This is a genomic window from Nocardia sp. NPDC060259 (assembly GCF_042728775.1).
Taxonomy (GTDB): Bacteria; Actinomycetota; Actinomycetes; order Mycobacteriales; family Mycobacteriaceae; genus Nocardia.
In genome coordinates this window covers 1-16199 of the sequence record NZ_JBHXAY010000137.1, presented here as the reverse complement: position 1 = coordinate 16199, position 16199 = coordinate 1, and the positions used below count along the sequence as shown (strand labels likewise).

The following is a 16199-nucleotide window of genomic DNA, read 5'->3' as shown; positions in this document are numbered from 1 at the left end:
GCAAGCCGCGCTGATGGATGTGGTGGCCCGCCACGAATCCCTGCGCACCGTGTACACCTACCGCGACACCGACGCCGACATCGTCGCTGCCGAGGATGGACTCCTTGATCCGCGTGTGGACCTCGGGGTCGGCGTTGTCGATGAGCGCGAGCACGGTGTCGCGCATGATCAGCGGCGGCTCGGCTGGGTTGAGCACGATGATCGCTCGTCCGCGCTGAGCCCCGCCCACCGCGGCGATTGCGTTGGACGTGGTTTCGGTGAACTCATCGATGTTGGCACGGGTACCGGGTCCTGCGGACTTCGACGCGATCGAGGCGACGATTTCAGCGTAGGGAACTGTGGTGACCCGAGCGATCGCCGCGACCACCGGGATGGTCGCTTGCCCGCCGCAGGTGACCATGTTGACGTTGTTGGCCGCCAGGTGCTGATCCAGATTCACTGCTGGAACGACGAAGGGCCCGATTGCCGCCGGCGTCAGGTCGATCAGGCGTTTACCGAAAGGCTCGAGGGCTACGGCGTTGGCCTTGTGCGCACCGGCCGAGGTGGCGTCGAAGACGATGTCGATGTCGTCGAAATCGGGCAGGGAGATCAGTCCCTCTACACCGCGAGCAGTGGTTTGCACCCCCATCCGGGCCGCGCGGGCGAGCCCGTCGGAGTCAGGGTCGATACCGACCATGGCGGCCATTTCGAGTGTGTCGGACAGGCGCAACACCTTGATCATCAGATCGGTGCCGATATTGCCCGATCCGATGACTGCGACTTTGGTGCGGCTCATTACTCCTCCTCCAATGTGAAGTCGACGGTGCCGAGCGGCCCCGAACGCTGTGACAGTTCGGCGTGTACACGGACGCCGGGCCGTAGAGGTGCCATCGGACCCAGCGCACCGGACAGGACGACCTCGCCCGCCCGTAGTGGATCTCCCAAGTCCTGGGCGGTACGTGCGAGCCAGGCCAGTGCTACCAGGGGATCGCCGAGGCAGTCCACGCCCTTGCCGCGGGAGACAACGTCGCCGTCGATGGTCATGGACATCGTGATATCCCTCGGCTCGAAGTCTTCGAGCGAGAGCCGCTGCGCGCCGAGCACGAACCAGCCGCTCGACGCGTTGTCGGCAACCGTGTCGCCGAAAGTGATGTCCCACCCGGCAATCCGGCTGTCAACGATCTCGAGCGCGGCAGCGGCGTAGTCGACCGCGCCACGGACGGTGATGGGGTTGAGGTCGTCTCCGGTCAGGTCGGCGCCGAGGACGAAGGCGAGTTCGGCCTCGATCTTGGGCTGCAGCAGTTTCGGCCGCTCCCTTGCCGGTGTTGTGCCCGCGTCCATGTCGTGGAAAAGCACACCGAAATCGGGCTGGTCGACACCGAGCTGCCGCTGCACTGCTGGCGAGGTCAGTCCGATTTTGTGTCCGACCACCCGCGCTCCGGCTTCGATCCGCCGACGGGTACCCAAGCTCTGAACCGCGTAAGCCAGCTCGACATCGTCGGAGCCGATCAGGTCGCGAACCGCTGCGACGGGCATGCCCAAATCTGCTGCGTTCGCGAGTCGTTCGGCAGCCGCGCGCACTGCTGGCAGCTCTTTGGTGGCCGTGGTCATCGTGCTTCCTCCAGTTTGACGGGCGATGCGGACCGCACGATGCGAAGCGGGCTCGGACTCTGGTTCGCTGACAGGATTTCGGGAGTGAGTGCGAGGCGGACGAGCAAGGCGGTGACCAGCTCGGAGCCCTCGGATTTCGCAGCGGTGCCGAATACGTACTTGTCCGGCCTCAGCAGAACCGTGCCGCCCAGGGAAACACCGGCTTTGGTGAACCAATGCGCCAGTTCGCCGGTATGGTCCTCGACGTCGAGGTAGTCGGTGGCATCAAGGCGCGCGTCCCCAGGCTCGCCCTGGGGGCGGCCTCCGGTCGGATACACGGTGACGAATCGTGTACCGAGTACCTGCAGGGCATTTCGCTGGGCGAGGCTCAGCCCCTCACGCGGATCGTTGCCGTAGCCGATGACGGCGAAACCGAGGCCGAGTGCATCATCGAATCGCTGATGCCGACCATTGAAGGTGCGGACGTCCGGTTGTGGCGCCAAGGTGCCTTCCACTCCGCGCAGCATCTTGCGAGGAAGTCCCAGATAGGAGCCGCGACGGAACCGCGGGGAAGGCTTCATCTTCGCCTCCCGGATCCACGTGTTGAGTCCGGGAACCTTCAGTGCGGTCGCCAACGCGACATCGCGAGCACCCGCCGCGAGCTTGTTGTCGATCGAGACAAGGCTCTTGTTCAGCACCGACAGGTCGATCATGGCCTTGGCGTGTGGGCGCCGCTCGGATTCGTAGGTGTCGAGAATGTCGAGACTGGCACCGTGGTGGACGATGGCGCTGAGTTTCCAAGACAGGTTGTCTGCGTCGCGAACGCCGGAGTTCATGCCCTGACCGATGAACTGCGGGGTCATATGCGCGGCGTCGCCGGCGAGGAGGATACGACCTTGTCTCCATTGGTCTGCGACCACGGCGTTGAAGGTGTAGACCAGCTTGCGCAATACCTGGACTTCGTCAGGGTCGACGTATTCGCCGATGAGGCGGCGGACCTTTTCGGGATCCTCCATCTCTTCTTTGCTCTGCTCGTCGTGGAGCATGAACTCGAAACGGTGATGTCCGCCAGGTTGCGGGCATGACACCGTGGGCATTTCGGGGTCGCAGACGAAGTCGAAATACGGCAGGTGACGGAAGGCATCGATGCCGTCGTTGGCGATCAGATCGACCACCAGCCACCGTTCGGGGAAGCTCGTGCCGGTCATGTCGATGCCCAACTGCGTGCGCACCACACTGCGCCCGCCATCGCATCCGACGAGGAATTTCGCCCGGACTTCCTCGGTGGTGGTCGTGTCGGTGTCGGCGTCGTGCTTGCCGTATCCGGTGCCCTGACATTCGGCATGTCGTACGAGTACGCCGTTGGCGTCTTGGTCGAAGCTGAGCACCTCTCGGCCCCGGCGCACGGTCACATGGGGATACCGGTCGAGGGCCTGCTCGAGCGTGTTCTCCAGGTAGGGCTGGTACAGGAAGTTCGCCACCGGCCATCCCAGCGGGCGCGATGCCTGATTGAACTGGGCGAGCACCGAACCGTCTTTGCGTACCCACTGCACAGTGCAGTCCAGGTTCATCTGGGCCGAGGCTTCGTCGGCAACTCCGGCGGTCTGGAAGATCCGCATGCCTTCGTCGTCGGTGTAGACAGCTCGAGCCAGACCGTAGAACTCCGGCTCGCGTTCGAGCACCAGAACGCGCACGTCGCGCCGGCCCAGCAGGTTCGCCAGGGTCAAACCGGTCGGCCCCAGTCCGACGACTACCACGTCGTAGTCGAACGATTTCATCGCGCCATGCCTCCAGTGAGTTGGGGGACTGTGATCTCGGGTGTCCGCAAGGTACGGACGACTTGCCGGAACTGGTTGAACTTGTCCAGTACGGTCTCGCCGACCGGGGTGTGGCCCCAGATGCTGATGCCCTGGTAGGTGGTCGGCTCCCACGTGGACTCGCGTTCCGGACCGACAACGATCGGGTTCCAGCCGACCTCGAGTTCGAACCCGGACGGGGTCACGCAGTAGAAGGACAGCTCTCGGTCGTTGGTGTGTTGACCGACTGCCCAGGCCATCCGGAAGCCGAGATCAGTGACTCTCTCGTAGGCCGCCAGCATGTCGTCGAGCGAACCCGACTGGATGTTGATGTGCTGCACGCGAGTCCTGATCGGATTGATCTTCACGCCGCGGATGTTCGCGATAGCGATCGAGTGGTGGCGCTCGTTCACCCGCAGAAACCTGATCTTGAGCTTGAGACCGGACACGTTCTCGTCGATGTAGTCACTGAGGCGGGAGTCGAAGACCGTCTCGTAGTAGCCCCGCAGTGTTTCCGGTTCCTTCGACACGATCGCCACGTGGCCCATTCCGGCTTCGCCGGTCACCCAGCCGGAGCTGAGCATGCGCAGCGGGTCAGGTGTGGTCACCGGGACGGTGAAGATCTCCTGGGTGATCCCTTTGGGGCCGGGAAACCGCCACAGCCGCTCTACGCCGCGGCGCGCGGCGTCCTCGGCACTGCCCTCGGTGATGGGCACGCCACGATCCGAGACCCGGGAGATGATGCGGTCGAATGACTGGTGATCGTCGACCTGCCAGCCGATGGCTGTCACATCCTCCTGAGCACCGCGCTGGACGAGGAATCGGCATGCGTGATCATCGAGACGGAAACGCAGCGTAGAACGATCCACTTCATCGGCGTGCATACCGATCGCGTCGGTCCCGAAGCGATGCCAATCGGTCAACCGCGAGGACTCCACGACGATATAGCCGAGGTGGACTGCACCGAAGACCGATCCGTCGTCGAACACCCCATCGCCGTTCATCGCTCAGCCTTCAAGAACTCGATCGCGAGGGCGTTGAACAGATCCGCCCGCTCCCACTGCGCCCAGTGGCCGGTGCGCGCGATCAGGTACAGATCGCAATTCGGCATCGCCTCGGCGAGCGCCCTACCGCCCGATGGCCGGTTGACCTTGTCATCCGCGCCCCACACGACCAGTGTCGGGTGCTCGACCTTCTTCAGGCGCGAATCACGGGTGAAGTCCATCCGCACGAGCGTGCGCAGTGCGAACAAGCCGGAGGGACGGCGCAACGGCGGGTGAGCGATGACCTCAGGGTCGATGCTTGCCCGGTAGCGTTCCTCGATCAGGTCGTTCGGGACCGTCGAACCGTCGTACACCAGATATTCGCGGATGAAGCGGATGATCTTCTCGCGACTGGGACCGCTTCCCGGGTAGTAGTTGAGTAGTTCTTGTAGACCTTGGGTCGGCAAGGCGCGAGAAGAACCGACGCCGCCAGGGCCCATCAGGATCAGTCGCCCCACCTTTTCCGGTCGGTCCATCGCAAGCCGCAGCGCAGCAGCCCCACCGTAGGAGTTGCCGATCAGGTCCGCCGAGTCCACTTCCAAGACGTCGAGGAACTCTCCGAGCACCCGAGCCAGGTAGCCGAACGGGTCGGACTGGTCGACCCATTTCGATGACCGGCCGTAGCCGGGCATGTCCGGCACGATCACCCGGAAGTTCTTCGCCAGGACGTCGATATTGCGCGAGTAGTTCGACAGCCCGGTCGCGCCGGGGCCACCGCCGTGCAACAGCACGACCGCCGGCCCGGTCCCGAACTCGTTGAAGTAGACCTCGCAGTTGCCGACCTGGACCGTTCGTCCGGTGTCGACACCCTTGTCGATGCTTGTCACGATGTACCTCCCACTGAAGTTGATATAATCATCACCTCCGATTGATTCCTCGTCAAGTGGTTTTGATGAAAGAATCAGAACTGGACTGTTGTCAGCCGATCATCGGGATGCGGTTCGCGGTCTGGCGATCCATCTCGGCCTGCATCGCATGGCGCACCCGCTCCGCGAACTCCGACGGCTGCTCGCCCGCCACAGGCGCCATCACCGGAAGCACCGTGGTGCGCACCTTGGTGGGCAGGGGGATGTAAGGCAGTAGTCCCGCGACCCCGGCGGTAAGCCCCCACGGCAGCGAAAGGGTCACCGGCAATCGCTTCAGCCTCAGCAGCTTGTCCAGTCGAAGCCAGCGAGCCAGCGCACGGCCGTCGGACAGGCAGATCAGCGATTCCCCCGCCCCCGAGGTGACTATCGGCAGGATCGGAACTCCGGCCTGGATTGCCAGCCGAGCGAACCCCGTCCGACCATCGAAGATGATCCTGTTGCGCCTGCTCCACGGCTTGAAGGCATCCACATCGCCGCCAGGAAAGACGAGCACGTGCGCGCCGCGCGCAAGCGCCCGAAGCGCATTCTCACCGGTCGCAGGCTCAGCGCCCAGCTTCGACAGAATCGGACCGAGCCCGAGCGCCCACGCCATGTGATGCGTAAGGGTGACCACCCTTCGCGGGTCCCCGATTCGGGTGTACGCCGCGCGAGCAGCCAACACATTGAGGTCGAACACACCACCGAAGCCGTGATTGGCGACCGCCAGCGCCGGTCCCGTCGGCGGCTCGAGCACCCCGCCGATCTCATGACGGTGGTACCACCGGAACGCCCAGAGCAGAATACGGACGACAATCGGCATCGGCGTTGATTCGACCTGGCCCCCGCCCTGTGGCAAGTCTTCGAACGGCCCATCATGGAGCGGCTGAACACCACTGTCAGGCACTACTTCTCGCTTCCATTGCACTTTCGCTGCGCGGTGGCGCAAACATATTGACGATTCCGAGAACACGGGCCGGCCCGACGGCCGAACCCAATGGACACCTCACAACCAGCGAACGCATCTGTTCGCGACGACCTAGCCTGCGTGCTGGCCGGACATCGTCACGGAGTGAGCATTCGGGCGCGTCAAGGTTCTACTCATGACTTCCACCTCGTATCCGGTGCCGATTGACACGCGAAGCGATCACCGCCCGCGTAATTGATGAGTTGATCATATTTGATGATCTAACCCATGATGTTGTGAGTTCACCCACTGAACCGCCTGGGGCGCCACCCCGGCACAGGCAGGAATCTCGACGGCAGGTCTGCCAACGACCGAACACCGGACCACGACCGGGTACGCCACACTGGGAGGCAATGAGCACCAGCATCCCGGCCAGCCGCCCGATTCGCCGTCGGCCACGCGACCGCCGCGCAACCATCCTGGCCGCGGCCGCCGACGCCTTCTCACAGGCGGGATACCACGGCACATCCATGACCGACATCGCCACTGCGGTCGGGATTTCATCGACCGCGCTGTATCGCCACTTCCGCAACAAGCAGGAGCTACTCGGTCACTGTTTGATGTCAGGCTTGGATTCGACGGTGGCCCGGCTGGACGCTGCCGCAGCCCATGACGTGAGCGGGCATCGGGTATTCGAAGAGCTTGTTGCTATCGCTCTCGAACTGCGCGGACTGCCGAGGCTGTGGCAGCTCGAGTTCCGAAACCTCGCCTCCGCACACCGCCGTTCGGTACTGATTCGGGCGGTCCGATTGACCAGGCACCTGCGCCGGGCAGTGCGCGCGCATCGCCCAGAACTACCCGACAAGGACGCAGAACTGCTGAGCTGGTGCATTCTCTCAGTTGCGGTCAGCCCGTCATATCACCGCCAGGAGCTGCCGACAACGGCGTTCACATCAATACTCGAGGCCGCGATCCTGCGGCTTCTCACCACCGAATTGCCCCCAGGCGGCGCCACGCCTCCAACGTCCCGGCCGTCGACTTCGCCGCCGCACTCCGCGGACTTCGAGCGAGCGATCCGACCCGAGCGCCTCATCGGCGCAGCCGCACGCCTGTTCAACTCCCGAGGTTATGCCGCCGTCGGTATCGAGGACATCGGGGCAGCTGTCGGGGTGAGAGGACCCGCTCTCTATCACCATTTTTCGAGCAAGGCCGACTTGCTGAACGAGATCATCGTGCGCAACGAGCAGTGGATCGGCCTCTACACCGCCCGCGCGCTGGCCGAGGGCCGAGACGCTCGGGAAGCAGTGCACCTACTGCTGGAGTCATTCGTCGGATTCGCACTTCAACAACCGGATTTGCTCGGAACAACCGTCAGCGAGGTTGGACATCTGCCGGAGCCGCAAGCAGAGCACTACCGCCGGATCCATCGCGACGGGATCCTGGGCTGGGCCCGACTGCTGCAGTCAGCCGATTCCGAATTGACGCCGCCAGAGGCCCGGATCCTCATCCAGGCGATCAGCACTGTCGTGATCGATGCCGTACGCAATCCACGCGCCCTCAGCCGCCAGAATCTGGCAGGTGCGCTGATCGCTATCGGCGACCGTATCGTGCTGCACGACTGACACAGCGGCGCACACCAATCGACCGACTTAGCTGCCATCAACTTAACTCCGAATGTCCAGAATCTGAAGACGACCGCGCCTAGATATCCACTTAGCGGTGAGTAACTTACGGTTGCGTAGCGGTTCGGTACGCAACCACAATTGCTCACGGCGCGTGCCGGATCCGCGCTCTCCACCTCAGTTCCGGTCACGTCGACCGGACCGTCGAAGGGACTGGGCCAGTGGGCCACTACAAGAGCAACGTCCGAGACCTCGAGTTCAATCTGCTGGAGGTCTTCGGACTGGAGGACGTACTGGGCACCGGCGCGTTCGGTTACCTGGATGGCGACACCGTGCGAACGATGCTTGTCGAAGCGGCACGGATCGCCGAGGGACCAGCTGCGGCATCGTTCGCCGAAACTGACCGCAACCCTCCGGAATTCGATCCCGAGACCCACACCGTGCGGCTACCGGAGGCGTTCAAGCGTTCGGTGCGAGCGTGGCAGGCCGGTGAATGGTGGCGTATCGCGAAGTCCGAGGCCATCGGCGGCATCCCGGCACCGCGCATGCTCGCATGGGCTGTCAGCGAACTCATCCTGGGCGCCCAACCGGCGGCATACATGTACCTGACCGGGCCCAACATGGCCGATATCGTCGACCGCATCGGTACCGAAGCCCAACGTCGCTGGGGCAGGATCGCGGTCGAAAAGAACTGGGGCGCCACGATGGTGCTGACCGAGCCGGACGCCGGCTCCGACGTCGGCGCCGGTCGTACCACGGCCATCGAACAGGAGGACGGCTCCTGGCACATCGAGGGCGTGAAGAGGTTCATCACCGCGGCCGATGCCGACGACCTGTCCGAAAACATCATCCACCAGGTCCTGGCTCGCCCCGAGGGCGCCGGCCCGGGAACCAAGGGCCTGAGTCTGTTTCTGGTGCCGAAGTTCCACTTCGACCACGAGACCGGTGAACTCGGTGATCGCAACGGGGTGTTCGTCACCAACGTCGAGCACAAAATGGGCCTGAAAGCCTCGGCCACTTGTGAACTCACCTTCGGCGGACACGGCGTGCCCGCCAAGGGCTGGCTCGTCGGTGACGCGCACAGCGGCATCGCGCAGATGTTCCAGGTCATCGAGGAAGCCCGCATGATGGTCGGCACCAAAGCCATCGCGACCCTGTCGACCGGTTACCTCAACGCGCTGGAATACGCCAAGACCCGTGTTCAGGGCACCGACCTGACTCAGATCGCCGACAAGACCGCTCCGAAGGTGACCATCAGCCACCACCCGGATGTCCGGCGGTCGCTGATGATGCAGAAGGCCTACGCAGAAGGCCTGCGCGCGATATACCTCTACACCGCGGCACACCAGGACCCGGTCACCGCGCTGCGGGTTTCGGGCGCCGACGCCGAGCTGGCCGCGCGCGTGAACGACCTGCTGCTCCCGATCGTCAAGGGTGTCGGCTCCGAGCGCGCCTACCAGTACCTGACCGACTCGCTGCAGACCTTCGGTGGCTCCGGCTTCCTACAGGACTACCCGATCGAGCAGTACATCCGCGACGCCAAGATCGACTCCCTCTACGAGGGCACCACCGCCATCCAGGCGCAGGACTTCTTCTTCCGCAAGATCGCCCGCGACCGCGGCGTCGCTTTCGCCCATATCGCCGATCATGTCCGGGCAACCGCCCAGCCCGAATCCGGCACGCCTGAGTTCAAAGCCGAACGCGCGCTACTGATGACCGCACTCGACGACGTGCAGGCGATGACCGCCACCCTGACACAGCACCTGCTCGCGGCAGCGGGTGACAGTCGGGAGCTCTACAAGATCGGGCTGGAGTCGGTCCGCTTCCTGCTCGCAGTAGGCGATCTGCTGATCGGGTGGCGACTGTTGGTAGCCGCCGAAGTCGCTTCGATCGCCCTTCCCTCCGCTACCAGGGACAAGGACCTCTATGCGGGCAAGATCGCGGTTGCGTCCTACTTCGCCAGAACCGTCCTGCCGCGGCTCAGCGCCGACCGTGTGGTGATATCGGAAATAGATACCGCGATCATGGAGCTCGACGAGGCCGCCTTCTGACCTTCGGGCCGGCGCCGACCTGCCGCAGTCGGCGCCGGTCGGCATCCGCTCTTCGACGGAATACGGGAACACAGGGTCTGCGGTGCGCGAAAATCGTTAGTGCTCAACGCGTTCCGGACGTCGAACCGGCTCGGCGTTCGAGCCCCTTTCTGTCGTAGAAGCTGGTTGCGACAAGGCCGATGACCAGACCGATCGCCAGACCGAGGAGTGCCATCCACACTCCGTGAGCCAAGCCTGAGCTCGCTCGGGCGTCGTAGTAGAGGATTGCCCGGACCGCGACGAAGATCTGGTGCATCGGCTCGAAGGTCGACAGCCACTCCATTGCCCGCGGTGTCGCCTCGATCGGCACGGTTCCTCCTGCGGACGGCAGACCGAGAACGATGAACAGCACAAGATTGACGAGCAAACCAGCAGCACCGAAGATCGCCAGGATGGACAGCGCGGTTACCCCGACGGCCACAATCGCGAGAACGCCATAGAGGAACAGCATCGGAGCACGCTGAATCGACATCCCGAGCAGCGTCGCGACGGCCAGGTACACGCCCGATACAACCGGCGCCACAGCCAGCAGGATGCCCCATTTGATCAGTAGGGTTCGCACGCGCGAGATCGGTGTCGGCGGGTAGTGGACATACCAGGGCCCGTACTCGGTCGGGGCGAATCCCAGTGACGAGTCCACCATCGAGTGGATGATCATCGCGCCGGTGAACCCGGCGAGAAGCAACAGCAGCGTGTAGAAGAATGCCGACAATCCCCCACCGGCACCGTCGGGAAGTGGGCGGAACGGCACGACCACCACCGAAATGGGCTCGGCCAGCGCAAGTCGGCTGCTGCCGGAGAGCTCGGTAGTTGGCGCACCCGATGCAGACTGCAGCTGGTTCTGCACGCGATCAAGCAGCTGGACACCCACTGCTCGATTGGCCTCGTCGGTCGCCTGTGTGGTGATGCGCAGCAGAATCTGCGTCGCGTAGGCCCCGGCCGCCGGGTTGGTTTCAACGGTGATGACGGGCCGCTCTACGTCGCCGGGCACAACACTGGCCGCGCCGAGGATGGAGACACGCTTGGTGAAGTCGCTCGGAATGACGATCGCCCCGTAGATCGTGCCGTTGAGCATTGCCCTGTGTAGCTCCGGCAGACCCATTTCACGCAGATCGACTGTGTCGGCAGGAATCTGCTGAACCAGCGCGGCCTCGATCTGATCACCCACGTTGACCTGTTGACCTCCGACGACGTCTCCGACATCGAGGTTGACCAGTCCGACCGGGAAGTCGTGCAGGTTCCCCTCCGGGTCCACGATGTATCCCAGATACATCGTGGCCAGCAGCGCCGCGAGCGCTGCGACGACAGCGCTGGGGCGGAGCCACCTCACCAGGTCCTTAACGGTGATCGCCATGGAACCGTATCCTTTCCTGACTGCCTGGCAACTACGCACTACCGACCATTTCGATCATCGACCACGGGCTCTTCGCAGGTCAAGCAACTATTGATGAAATTATCAGCACTTGTCGCCTGCGATCGGGAGATCAGCACTGCCACCACGGAGCTCGACCCGGATTCCCGAATCGGTCACGATCACCGATTCCGGCTGAAGTCCCAGCGGATAGTCGCGGAGGCCTTGCATCAGCAGGTCGGCGATCTCGTCCGCAAGCTGCGGCGGGACACCGCGGGCGGATACCGTCTCGACCCGGATCGCCCCGCCTTCGATGAAGGGGCGCAGTCGTACTGAGACCACTCCGACGATCCCTGTGACATCAACCGTGCCGTCGACGGCTGACGTGCTGACATCACCGGCCAGGCCATGCAACGTCCGCTCGATGTCTTCGACACCCCAGTCGACGCGCGCTTCGGAGCTGCCCACGGTGGCCGAACCGCCGTCCTTCGACAGAGAGACCCGGTGCAGCGTGGTGTGGACTGCCATGCCCACCGCCGGCCCGAACTGGGCATTGTCGCCGTCTACGGTCAGCTCCGGGATCTGCCGGTCGATCAGACTGAGCACGACTGGACGCGTGCCGAGGTTCACGTCCACCGAAGAACCGAGGTCATCGTGCAGACCGGCAGCCAGACAATGCTCGAGGCGGTTCCTCAGGTAGAGCTCAGCGGACGCTATCCCGATCGTCGCCAGCACGAGCGCGACAACGAGTCCGAGCGTGGCACCGCGCGCGATTCTTCGCCGTGCGCTCCGCGCAGGGACGTGGTCATGACCAACGGCATCCAACTCTTGAAGCTTCATGCATCCTCCTCCAGACCCCTGCGGATCCAAGGATGATCCAGGGCGCTATTTGCATCACTGCACCAATAGTGATGAAATCATCATATATGACCGTAGCGGCCAAGTTGGGTGACTTCGCCCACCTACCGGCCGATGCCCGAGCAGGCGATATCGACAGCGAGCCGCAGGCCACCCAGTGTGCTGGTGACCAACTCTGCCCGGCCGCCGTGCAGTTCGGCCTGTTGCGCAACCAACGCGAGCCCCAGGCCCGAGCCTTCACGTGCGGCGCCGGTGCCGCGCCGGAACCGGGCGAATACCGCTGTCCGCTCGCCCTCCGGGAGACCGGCACCGTTGTCGTCGACCGCCAGCAGCATCCCGTGCCCGGCTCGCTGCACCGAAATCTCGATCCGCGTAGCCCGCCCGTGGCGAACCGCGTTGGTGATCGCGTTGTCGAGGATCAGCCGAATTCCGGCTGGAGAGCAATGGCAATCCGCTCGTTCATCGCCTGATACGCCCAGGTGGATTCCCGGATGCACGCGCGCCGCGTCCGCGATCGCCAAGTAGGCCAGCTCGACCAGATCGGCAGGTTCATTCGCATGCTCGGAGGTGAGCTCGCCGGCAGCCAGCAGTTCCAATGCCACCAGAGTCGATTCCACTCGGCTGTGTTTTCGCAGTGCATCTCCGAGGATCTCCGCGCGCACATCGGCAACCAGTTCGACGTCACGCGCGATCTCGATATCGGTGCGCATTGCGGTCAGCGGAGTTCGCAGCTCATGGGCCGCCGAGTTCGCGAACGTCCTGGCTGTCTCGAGAGCGGACATCGTCCGCTGCTGCGCCGAGTCGATGCGCGCGAGCATCGACCGGACAGCAGCAGTGAGCTGTTCGGCCTCCCGCACACGGAACCACCCACCCGCCTCGGGGAGTCCGCCACCTTCGTCGATTCGGCGTGTCAGGTCCACCAGCGGTCTGATCGCCCGGCCACCGAGAATCCAACCCAACCCTGATGCGACGGCGATCGCTGCCGCGCCGGCGAGGAGCACGTGCTGGCGCTGCTCACGTGTTACCGATTCCGCCGCGGACAACGGGGCGGCGACCGACACAGAATGGGGGCCGATGGGCGATTGCTCTACCTCCATTGTCTTGACACGGTATCCGGCATCCGCCATCACCAAGGTCTGATGCCCTTCGGGTAGTCGTGGGAGCTCCGTTGACGTACTCGCCAGGACAGTGCCGTCGTGAGAGAGAGTGATCGCCGCGATACCGCCGTCACTCAACCGGCCGATGAACAGCTGTGCCGTACCGACATTGGCTTCGACGAGCCCCGTCATGATGTCCAGCTGTTCATCGACATGCCGGATGTTGTTCTCCTCGATGGCAACGAACAAGAAGACGGCCAGGGCGCCGACGATGAGCGTGGTTCCCGTCGCGGCGGCCACCGCGACTCGCGTTCGCAGAGAAAGGATTCCGTTCACGGCAGTTCCTCCCGTAGTACGAATCCGACGGCTCGCACCGTGTGCAGTAGGCGGGGGACGCCGCCGGTCTCCAGCTTTCGACGAAGGTGACCGACGACAACGTCCACGACGTTCGTCTGCGGTCGAAAGTCATAGCCCCATACCGTTTCCAGCAACCGGTCACGGGTCACGACCGAACCACGGTGGGCGGCCAGCACGCTGATCAGCTCGAACTCCCGTCGCGTCAGCGGAACGTCCCGGCCCTGCACCGACACCAGCCGTGCCGCGAACTCGATGCGTAGCGCACCCACAGTGACCGATTCCTGTGCAGCACTCCAGCCGCTACCGCGCCGCCGAAGCAGAGCATGCAATCGCGCGGTCAGTTCCACGAAGTCGAACGGCTTGGTCAGGTAGTCGTCGGCGCCGAGTTCGAGCCCCTCGACGCGGTCGGTCACCCGGGTACGGCCACTCAGCACACAAATGGGCACGTCGCTGCCGAGTGCGCGCAGCGCGGTGATGAAGGCCAGCCCATCCAATCCCGGCATCTCGATGTCGAGTACCACGACGTCGGGCATGCGCGTGCGGATCGTGGTCAGCGCCCCCGCGCCGTCAGCCGCGACACACACCCCGAACCCGTGTAGACGTAGGCCGCGTTCCAGTGATTCACGCACATCGGCGTCGTCGTCGACGATCAGCACGGTCCCGTACTCGCCCGACACGGCGCGGACCTCGACTGCGTTCACTTCGCGCGTCGGCGTCGTGCGCGCAGTGGTTGCTGGGTTCACCTGAAATCTCTTCCTCTGCCGGTCGGACACTTCCCTATCGGAGGTTTACCGATTGCTTGAGAGTTCTCTGACAGCGATTGACTGATCAGAGCATCATCCGTGACGGTTTATACCAGCAGTGAGCAACTCCGCCGATGACGCCGGTCACGCTGCTGTCCCGACAACCCATCAGCGCAGACCGACGAAGGAGCAAGAAAGGTGCGAGTGAACGTTCACGCCGCGGCCATCGCGTTGGCTGCCGGTACAGCCATCACGATGGCCGCGGGCACGGCCATCCCAGGCATGACCGCGAGCAGTGCCGGAGCCGACCCGGGCTGCCCCGCCGTCTATGTCATCGCGATACCAGGCACGTGGGAGACCGGTGAAACAAGGCACACCACCGGCCCCGGCATGCTGGCCGGCGTAACCGATGGTCTGCCCGCGCACGAGCAGGTGGCCTATGTCGATTACCCCGCGACGGCCTTCCCCTGGGAGGGCAAGGCCTATGGCGCATCACAGAAGGTCGCCGTGGATACCGCACGGGAGATGGTGCGCACCACTGCGGAGCGCTGCGCGAACACGCACTTCGCTCTGGTCGGCTACAGCCAGGGCGCGGACGCTGCCGGCGACCTGGCGGCAGAGATCGGACGTGGCCGTGGCGTGGTGTCGCCGGACCGCCTGAAAGCGGTCGGCCTGCTCTCCGACCCACAACGGTCGCCGGCCGACATCCAGGTCGGCCCACCCGCCGCCGGCGTCGGCGTCCGGGGGTCGCGTCCAGAAGGGGTCGGGTCGATCGCTTCCCGCGTCCGCACCATCTGCGCGATCGGCGACCTCTACTGCTCGACAGACGACGAAGACTTCATCACCGTCATCGCCGGCAGCTTGGCCGGCATCTCCGACGACCACCCCGACGACCTCCCCCTCTACCGAGCCAGAGCAGCCGAATTGCTGGCCGCCCTGCGATCCACCGACGAACAGGGCGGACTCAGCGAACAGGCACGCACTGAACGCGCACGTCAGCTGGCCAACTTCTACGGATCCGGAACGCACATGTCGTACGGCAGCTACCGGGTAGATGGCAGTCACACCGCCGTCACCTGGCTCCACGACTGGCTCTCCGGACTCGGCTGACCTGCCATCCAGACCCTCCCCGGGAATCTCCACCACCACAAGAAAGAACAGAAATGCGCATCAAATACCTCACAGCAGTCTCTGCGGTCATGATCGGCACGCTGGCCGCCGGCGTCGGGACCGCACATGCCGCCCCCTCCGAGGACCTCGGTGTCGTGAACTACACCACGGCCACGACCGACAAGACCACACTCATCCAGATCGACGCGGGCTCCCTGGTCGTCGAGGATGGCACCCTGAAGGTGAAGGCGCCGGACGGCAAGGTCCTCGCCGGCACCGAACTGAAGTTCCGCGTCGACGAATTCGTCTTCCCCATCGAAGCCGAGATCAAGGAGCGGACGGCGACGCTCACCCCGCAGTTCACCCTCGACAAGGCTCACTACGAGCCGATCGCACTGCCGTACGAAGATCAGGCCACTTGGAAGAACGACTACGACCGCGAGAAAGACGCGTGGAGCCGCATGACCAGCACCATCGGACTCGGCGCTTCGATCGGCGCGATGGTCGGCGGCATCGGCGGCGCAGCGGTGGGCTGCGTCATCGGCGGCGCGACGGGAGCGTCCCTCACCGGTGCTCTTGCCACCATGTTCAGTGGACTGCCCGCCGAAGTTCAGGGTTGCATCGCGGGCGTCGCGGCCGGCGGCTTCCTCGGCGTGCTGGCCGGCCAGCTGCTGATCGCCGCCCCGGTGGCGATTTACGCCGCGGTCCAGTACTTCACCACGATCAATCAGCCGTCGGTGAAGAGCGAGCAGCAGGCGAAGTAGCGCTCCGAAACTTCGGTCTGCCGGGCCGACCGTGTCCGTCGGCCCGGCAG

The 16199-nt window shown here is 64.3% G+C and carries 14 protein-coding genes; 4 read left to right on the top strand and 10 right to left on the bottom strand.

Going from position 1 to position 16199, the window contains the following annotated elements:
* From ACFWF2_RS30885 to ACFWF2_RS30860, 6 genes are all read right to left on the bottom strand, one after another.
* A partial coding sequence (locus ACFWF2_RS30885) for an acetaldehyde dehydrogenase (acetylating) (RefSeq protein ID WP_379311007.1) occupies positions 1 to 775 on the bottom strand: 775 nt, incomplete at its 3' end.
* Complete coding sequence (locus ACFWF2_RS30880; protein ID WP_379311006.1) at positions 775 to 1590, bottom strand: 2-keto-4-pentenoate hydratase; 816 nt, start codon at positions 1588 to 1590, stop codon at positions 775 to 777. The genes ACFWF2_RS30885 and ACFWF2_RS30880, both read right to left, overlap by 1 nt.
* Positions 1587 to 3347, bottom strand: coding sequence for a bifunctional 3-(3-hydroxy-phenyl)propionate/3-hydroxycinnamic acid hydroxylase (locus ACFWF2_RS30875; protein WP_379311010.1), 1761 nt, complete (start codon positions 3345 to 3347; stop codon positions 1587 to 1589). Before ACFWF2_RS30875 ends, ACFWF2_RS30880 begins: the two co-directional genes overlap by 4 nt.
* The gene (locus ACFWF2_RS30870) at positions 3344 to 4369 is read right to left on the bottom strand and encodes a VOC family protein (protein ID WP_379311005.1); all 1026 of its coding nucleotides are present in this window, start codon (positions 4367 to 4369) and stop codon (positions 3344 to 3346) included. The genes ACFWF2_RS30875 and ACFWF2_RS30870 overlap by 4 nt, the downstream gene beginning before the upstream one ends.
* A complete protein-coding gene (locus ACFWF2_RS30865; protein WP_379311009.1) occupies positions 4366 to 5226 on the bottom strand; it encodes an alpha/beta fold hydrolase in 861 nt (286 codons plus the stop codon). Before ACFWF2_RS30865 ends, ACFWF2_RS30870 begins: the two co-directional genes overlap by 4 nt.
* Positions 5227 to 5326: 100 nt before the next feature.
* Positions 5327 to 6073, bottom strand: coding sequence for a lysophospholipid acyltransferase family protein (locus tag ACFWF2_RS30860; protein WP_379311003.1), 747 nt, complete (start codon positions 6071 to 6073; stop codon positions 5327 to 5329).
* Positions 6074 to 6570: 497 nt separating this feature from the next.
* Between ACFWF2_RS30860 and ACFWF2_RS30855 the strand changes: the two genes are divergently transcribed.
* Both ACFWF2_RS30855 and ACFWF2_RS30850 read left to right on the top strand, forming a co-directional pair.
* Complete coding sequence (locus tag ACFWF2_RS30855; protein ID WP_379311002.1) at positions 6571 to 7779, top strand: TetR/AcrR family transcriptional regulator; 1209 nt, start codon at positions 6571 to 6573, stop codon at positions 7777 to 7779.
* 221 nt (positions 7780 to 8000) lie between these two features.
* Positions 8001 to 9830 (top strand): acyl-CoA dehydrogenase, encoded by a 1830-nt coding sequence (locus ACFWF2_RS30850; protein ID WP_379311001.1) that lies wholly within the window; start codon positions 8001 to 8003, stop codon positions 9828 to 9830.
* 103 nt (positions 9831 to 9933) lie between these two features.
* Here ACFWF2_RS30850 and ACFWF2_RS30845 read toward each other — a convergent pair whose 3' ends face one another.
* The 4 genes from ACFWF2_RS30845 to ACFWF2_RS30830 form a co-directional block, all read right to left on the bottom strand.
* On the bottom strand, positions 9934 to 11223 hold the full coding sequence (locus ACFWF2_RS30845; protein ID WP_379310999.1) for a YhgE/Pip domain-containing protein: 1290 nt from the start codon (positions 11221 to 11223) through the stop codon (positions 9934 to 9936).
* 102 nt (positions 11224 to 11325) lie between these two features.
* Complete coding sequence (locus tag ACFWF2_RS30840; protein WP_379310998.1) at positions 11326 to 12060, bottom strand: DUF2993 domain-containing protein; 735 nt, start codon at positions 12058 to 12060, stop codon at positions 11326 to 11328.
* Positions 12061 to 12182: 122 nt separating this feature from the next.
* Positions 12183 to 13475 carry a sensor histidine kinase gene (locus ACFWF2_RS30835; RefSeq protein WP_379310997.1) on the bottom strand — a complete coding sequence of 431 codons (1293 nt, stop codon included), beginning with the start codon at positions 13473 to 13475 and terminating at the stop codon, positions 12183 to 12185.
* Positions 13476 to 13507: 32 nt separating this feature from the next.
* Positions 13508 to 14209: a response regulator transcription factor gene (locus tag ACFWF2_RS30830; RefSeq protein WP_379311008.1), complete on the bottom strand. Its 702-nt coding sequence runs from the start codon at positions 14207 to 14209 to the stop codon at positions 13508 to 13510.
* 264 nt (positions 14210 to 14473) lie between these two features.
* Between ACFWF2_RS30830 and ACFWF2_RS30825 the strand changes: the two genes are divergently transcribed.
* Both ACFWF2_RS30825 and ACFWF2_RS30820 read left to right on the top strand, forming a co-directional pair.
* Positions 14474 to 15385 (top strand): cutinase family protein, encoded by a 912-nt coding sequence (locus ACFWF2_RS30825; protein WP_379310996.1) that lies wholly within the window; start codon positions 14474 to 14476, stop codon positions 15383 to 15385.
* A gap of 53 nt (positions 15386 to 15438) precedes the next feature.
* The gene (locus ACFWF2_RS30820; protein ID WP_379310995.1) at positions 15439 to 16149 is read left to right on the top strand and encodes a hypothetical protein; all 711 of its coding nucleotides are present in this window, start codon (positions 15439 to 15441) and stop codon (positions 16147 to 16149) included.
* Positions 16150 to 16199: the final 50 nt, after the last annotated feature.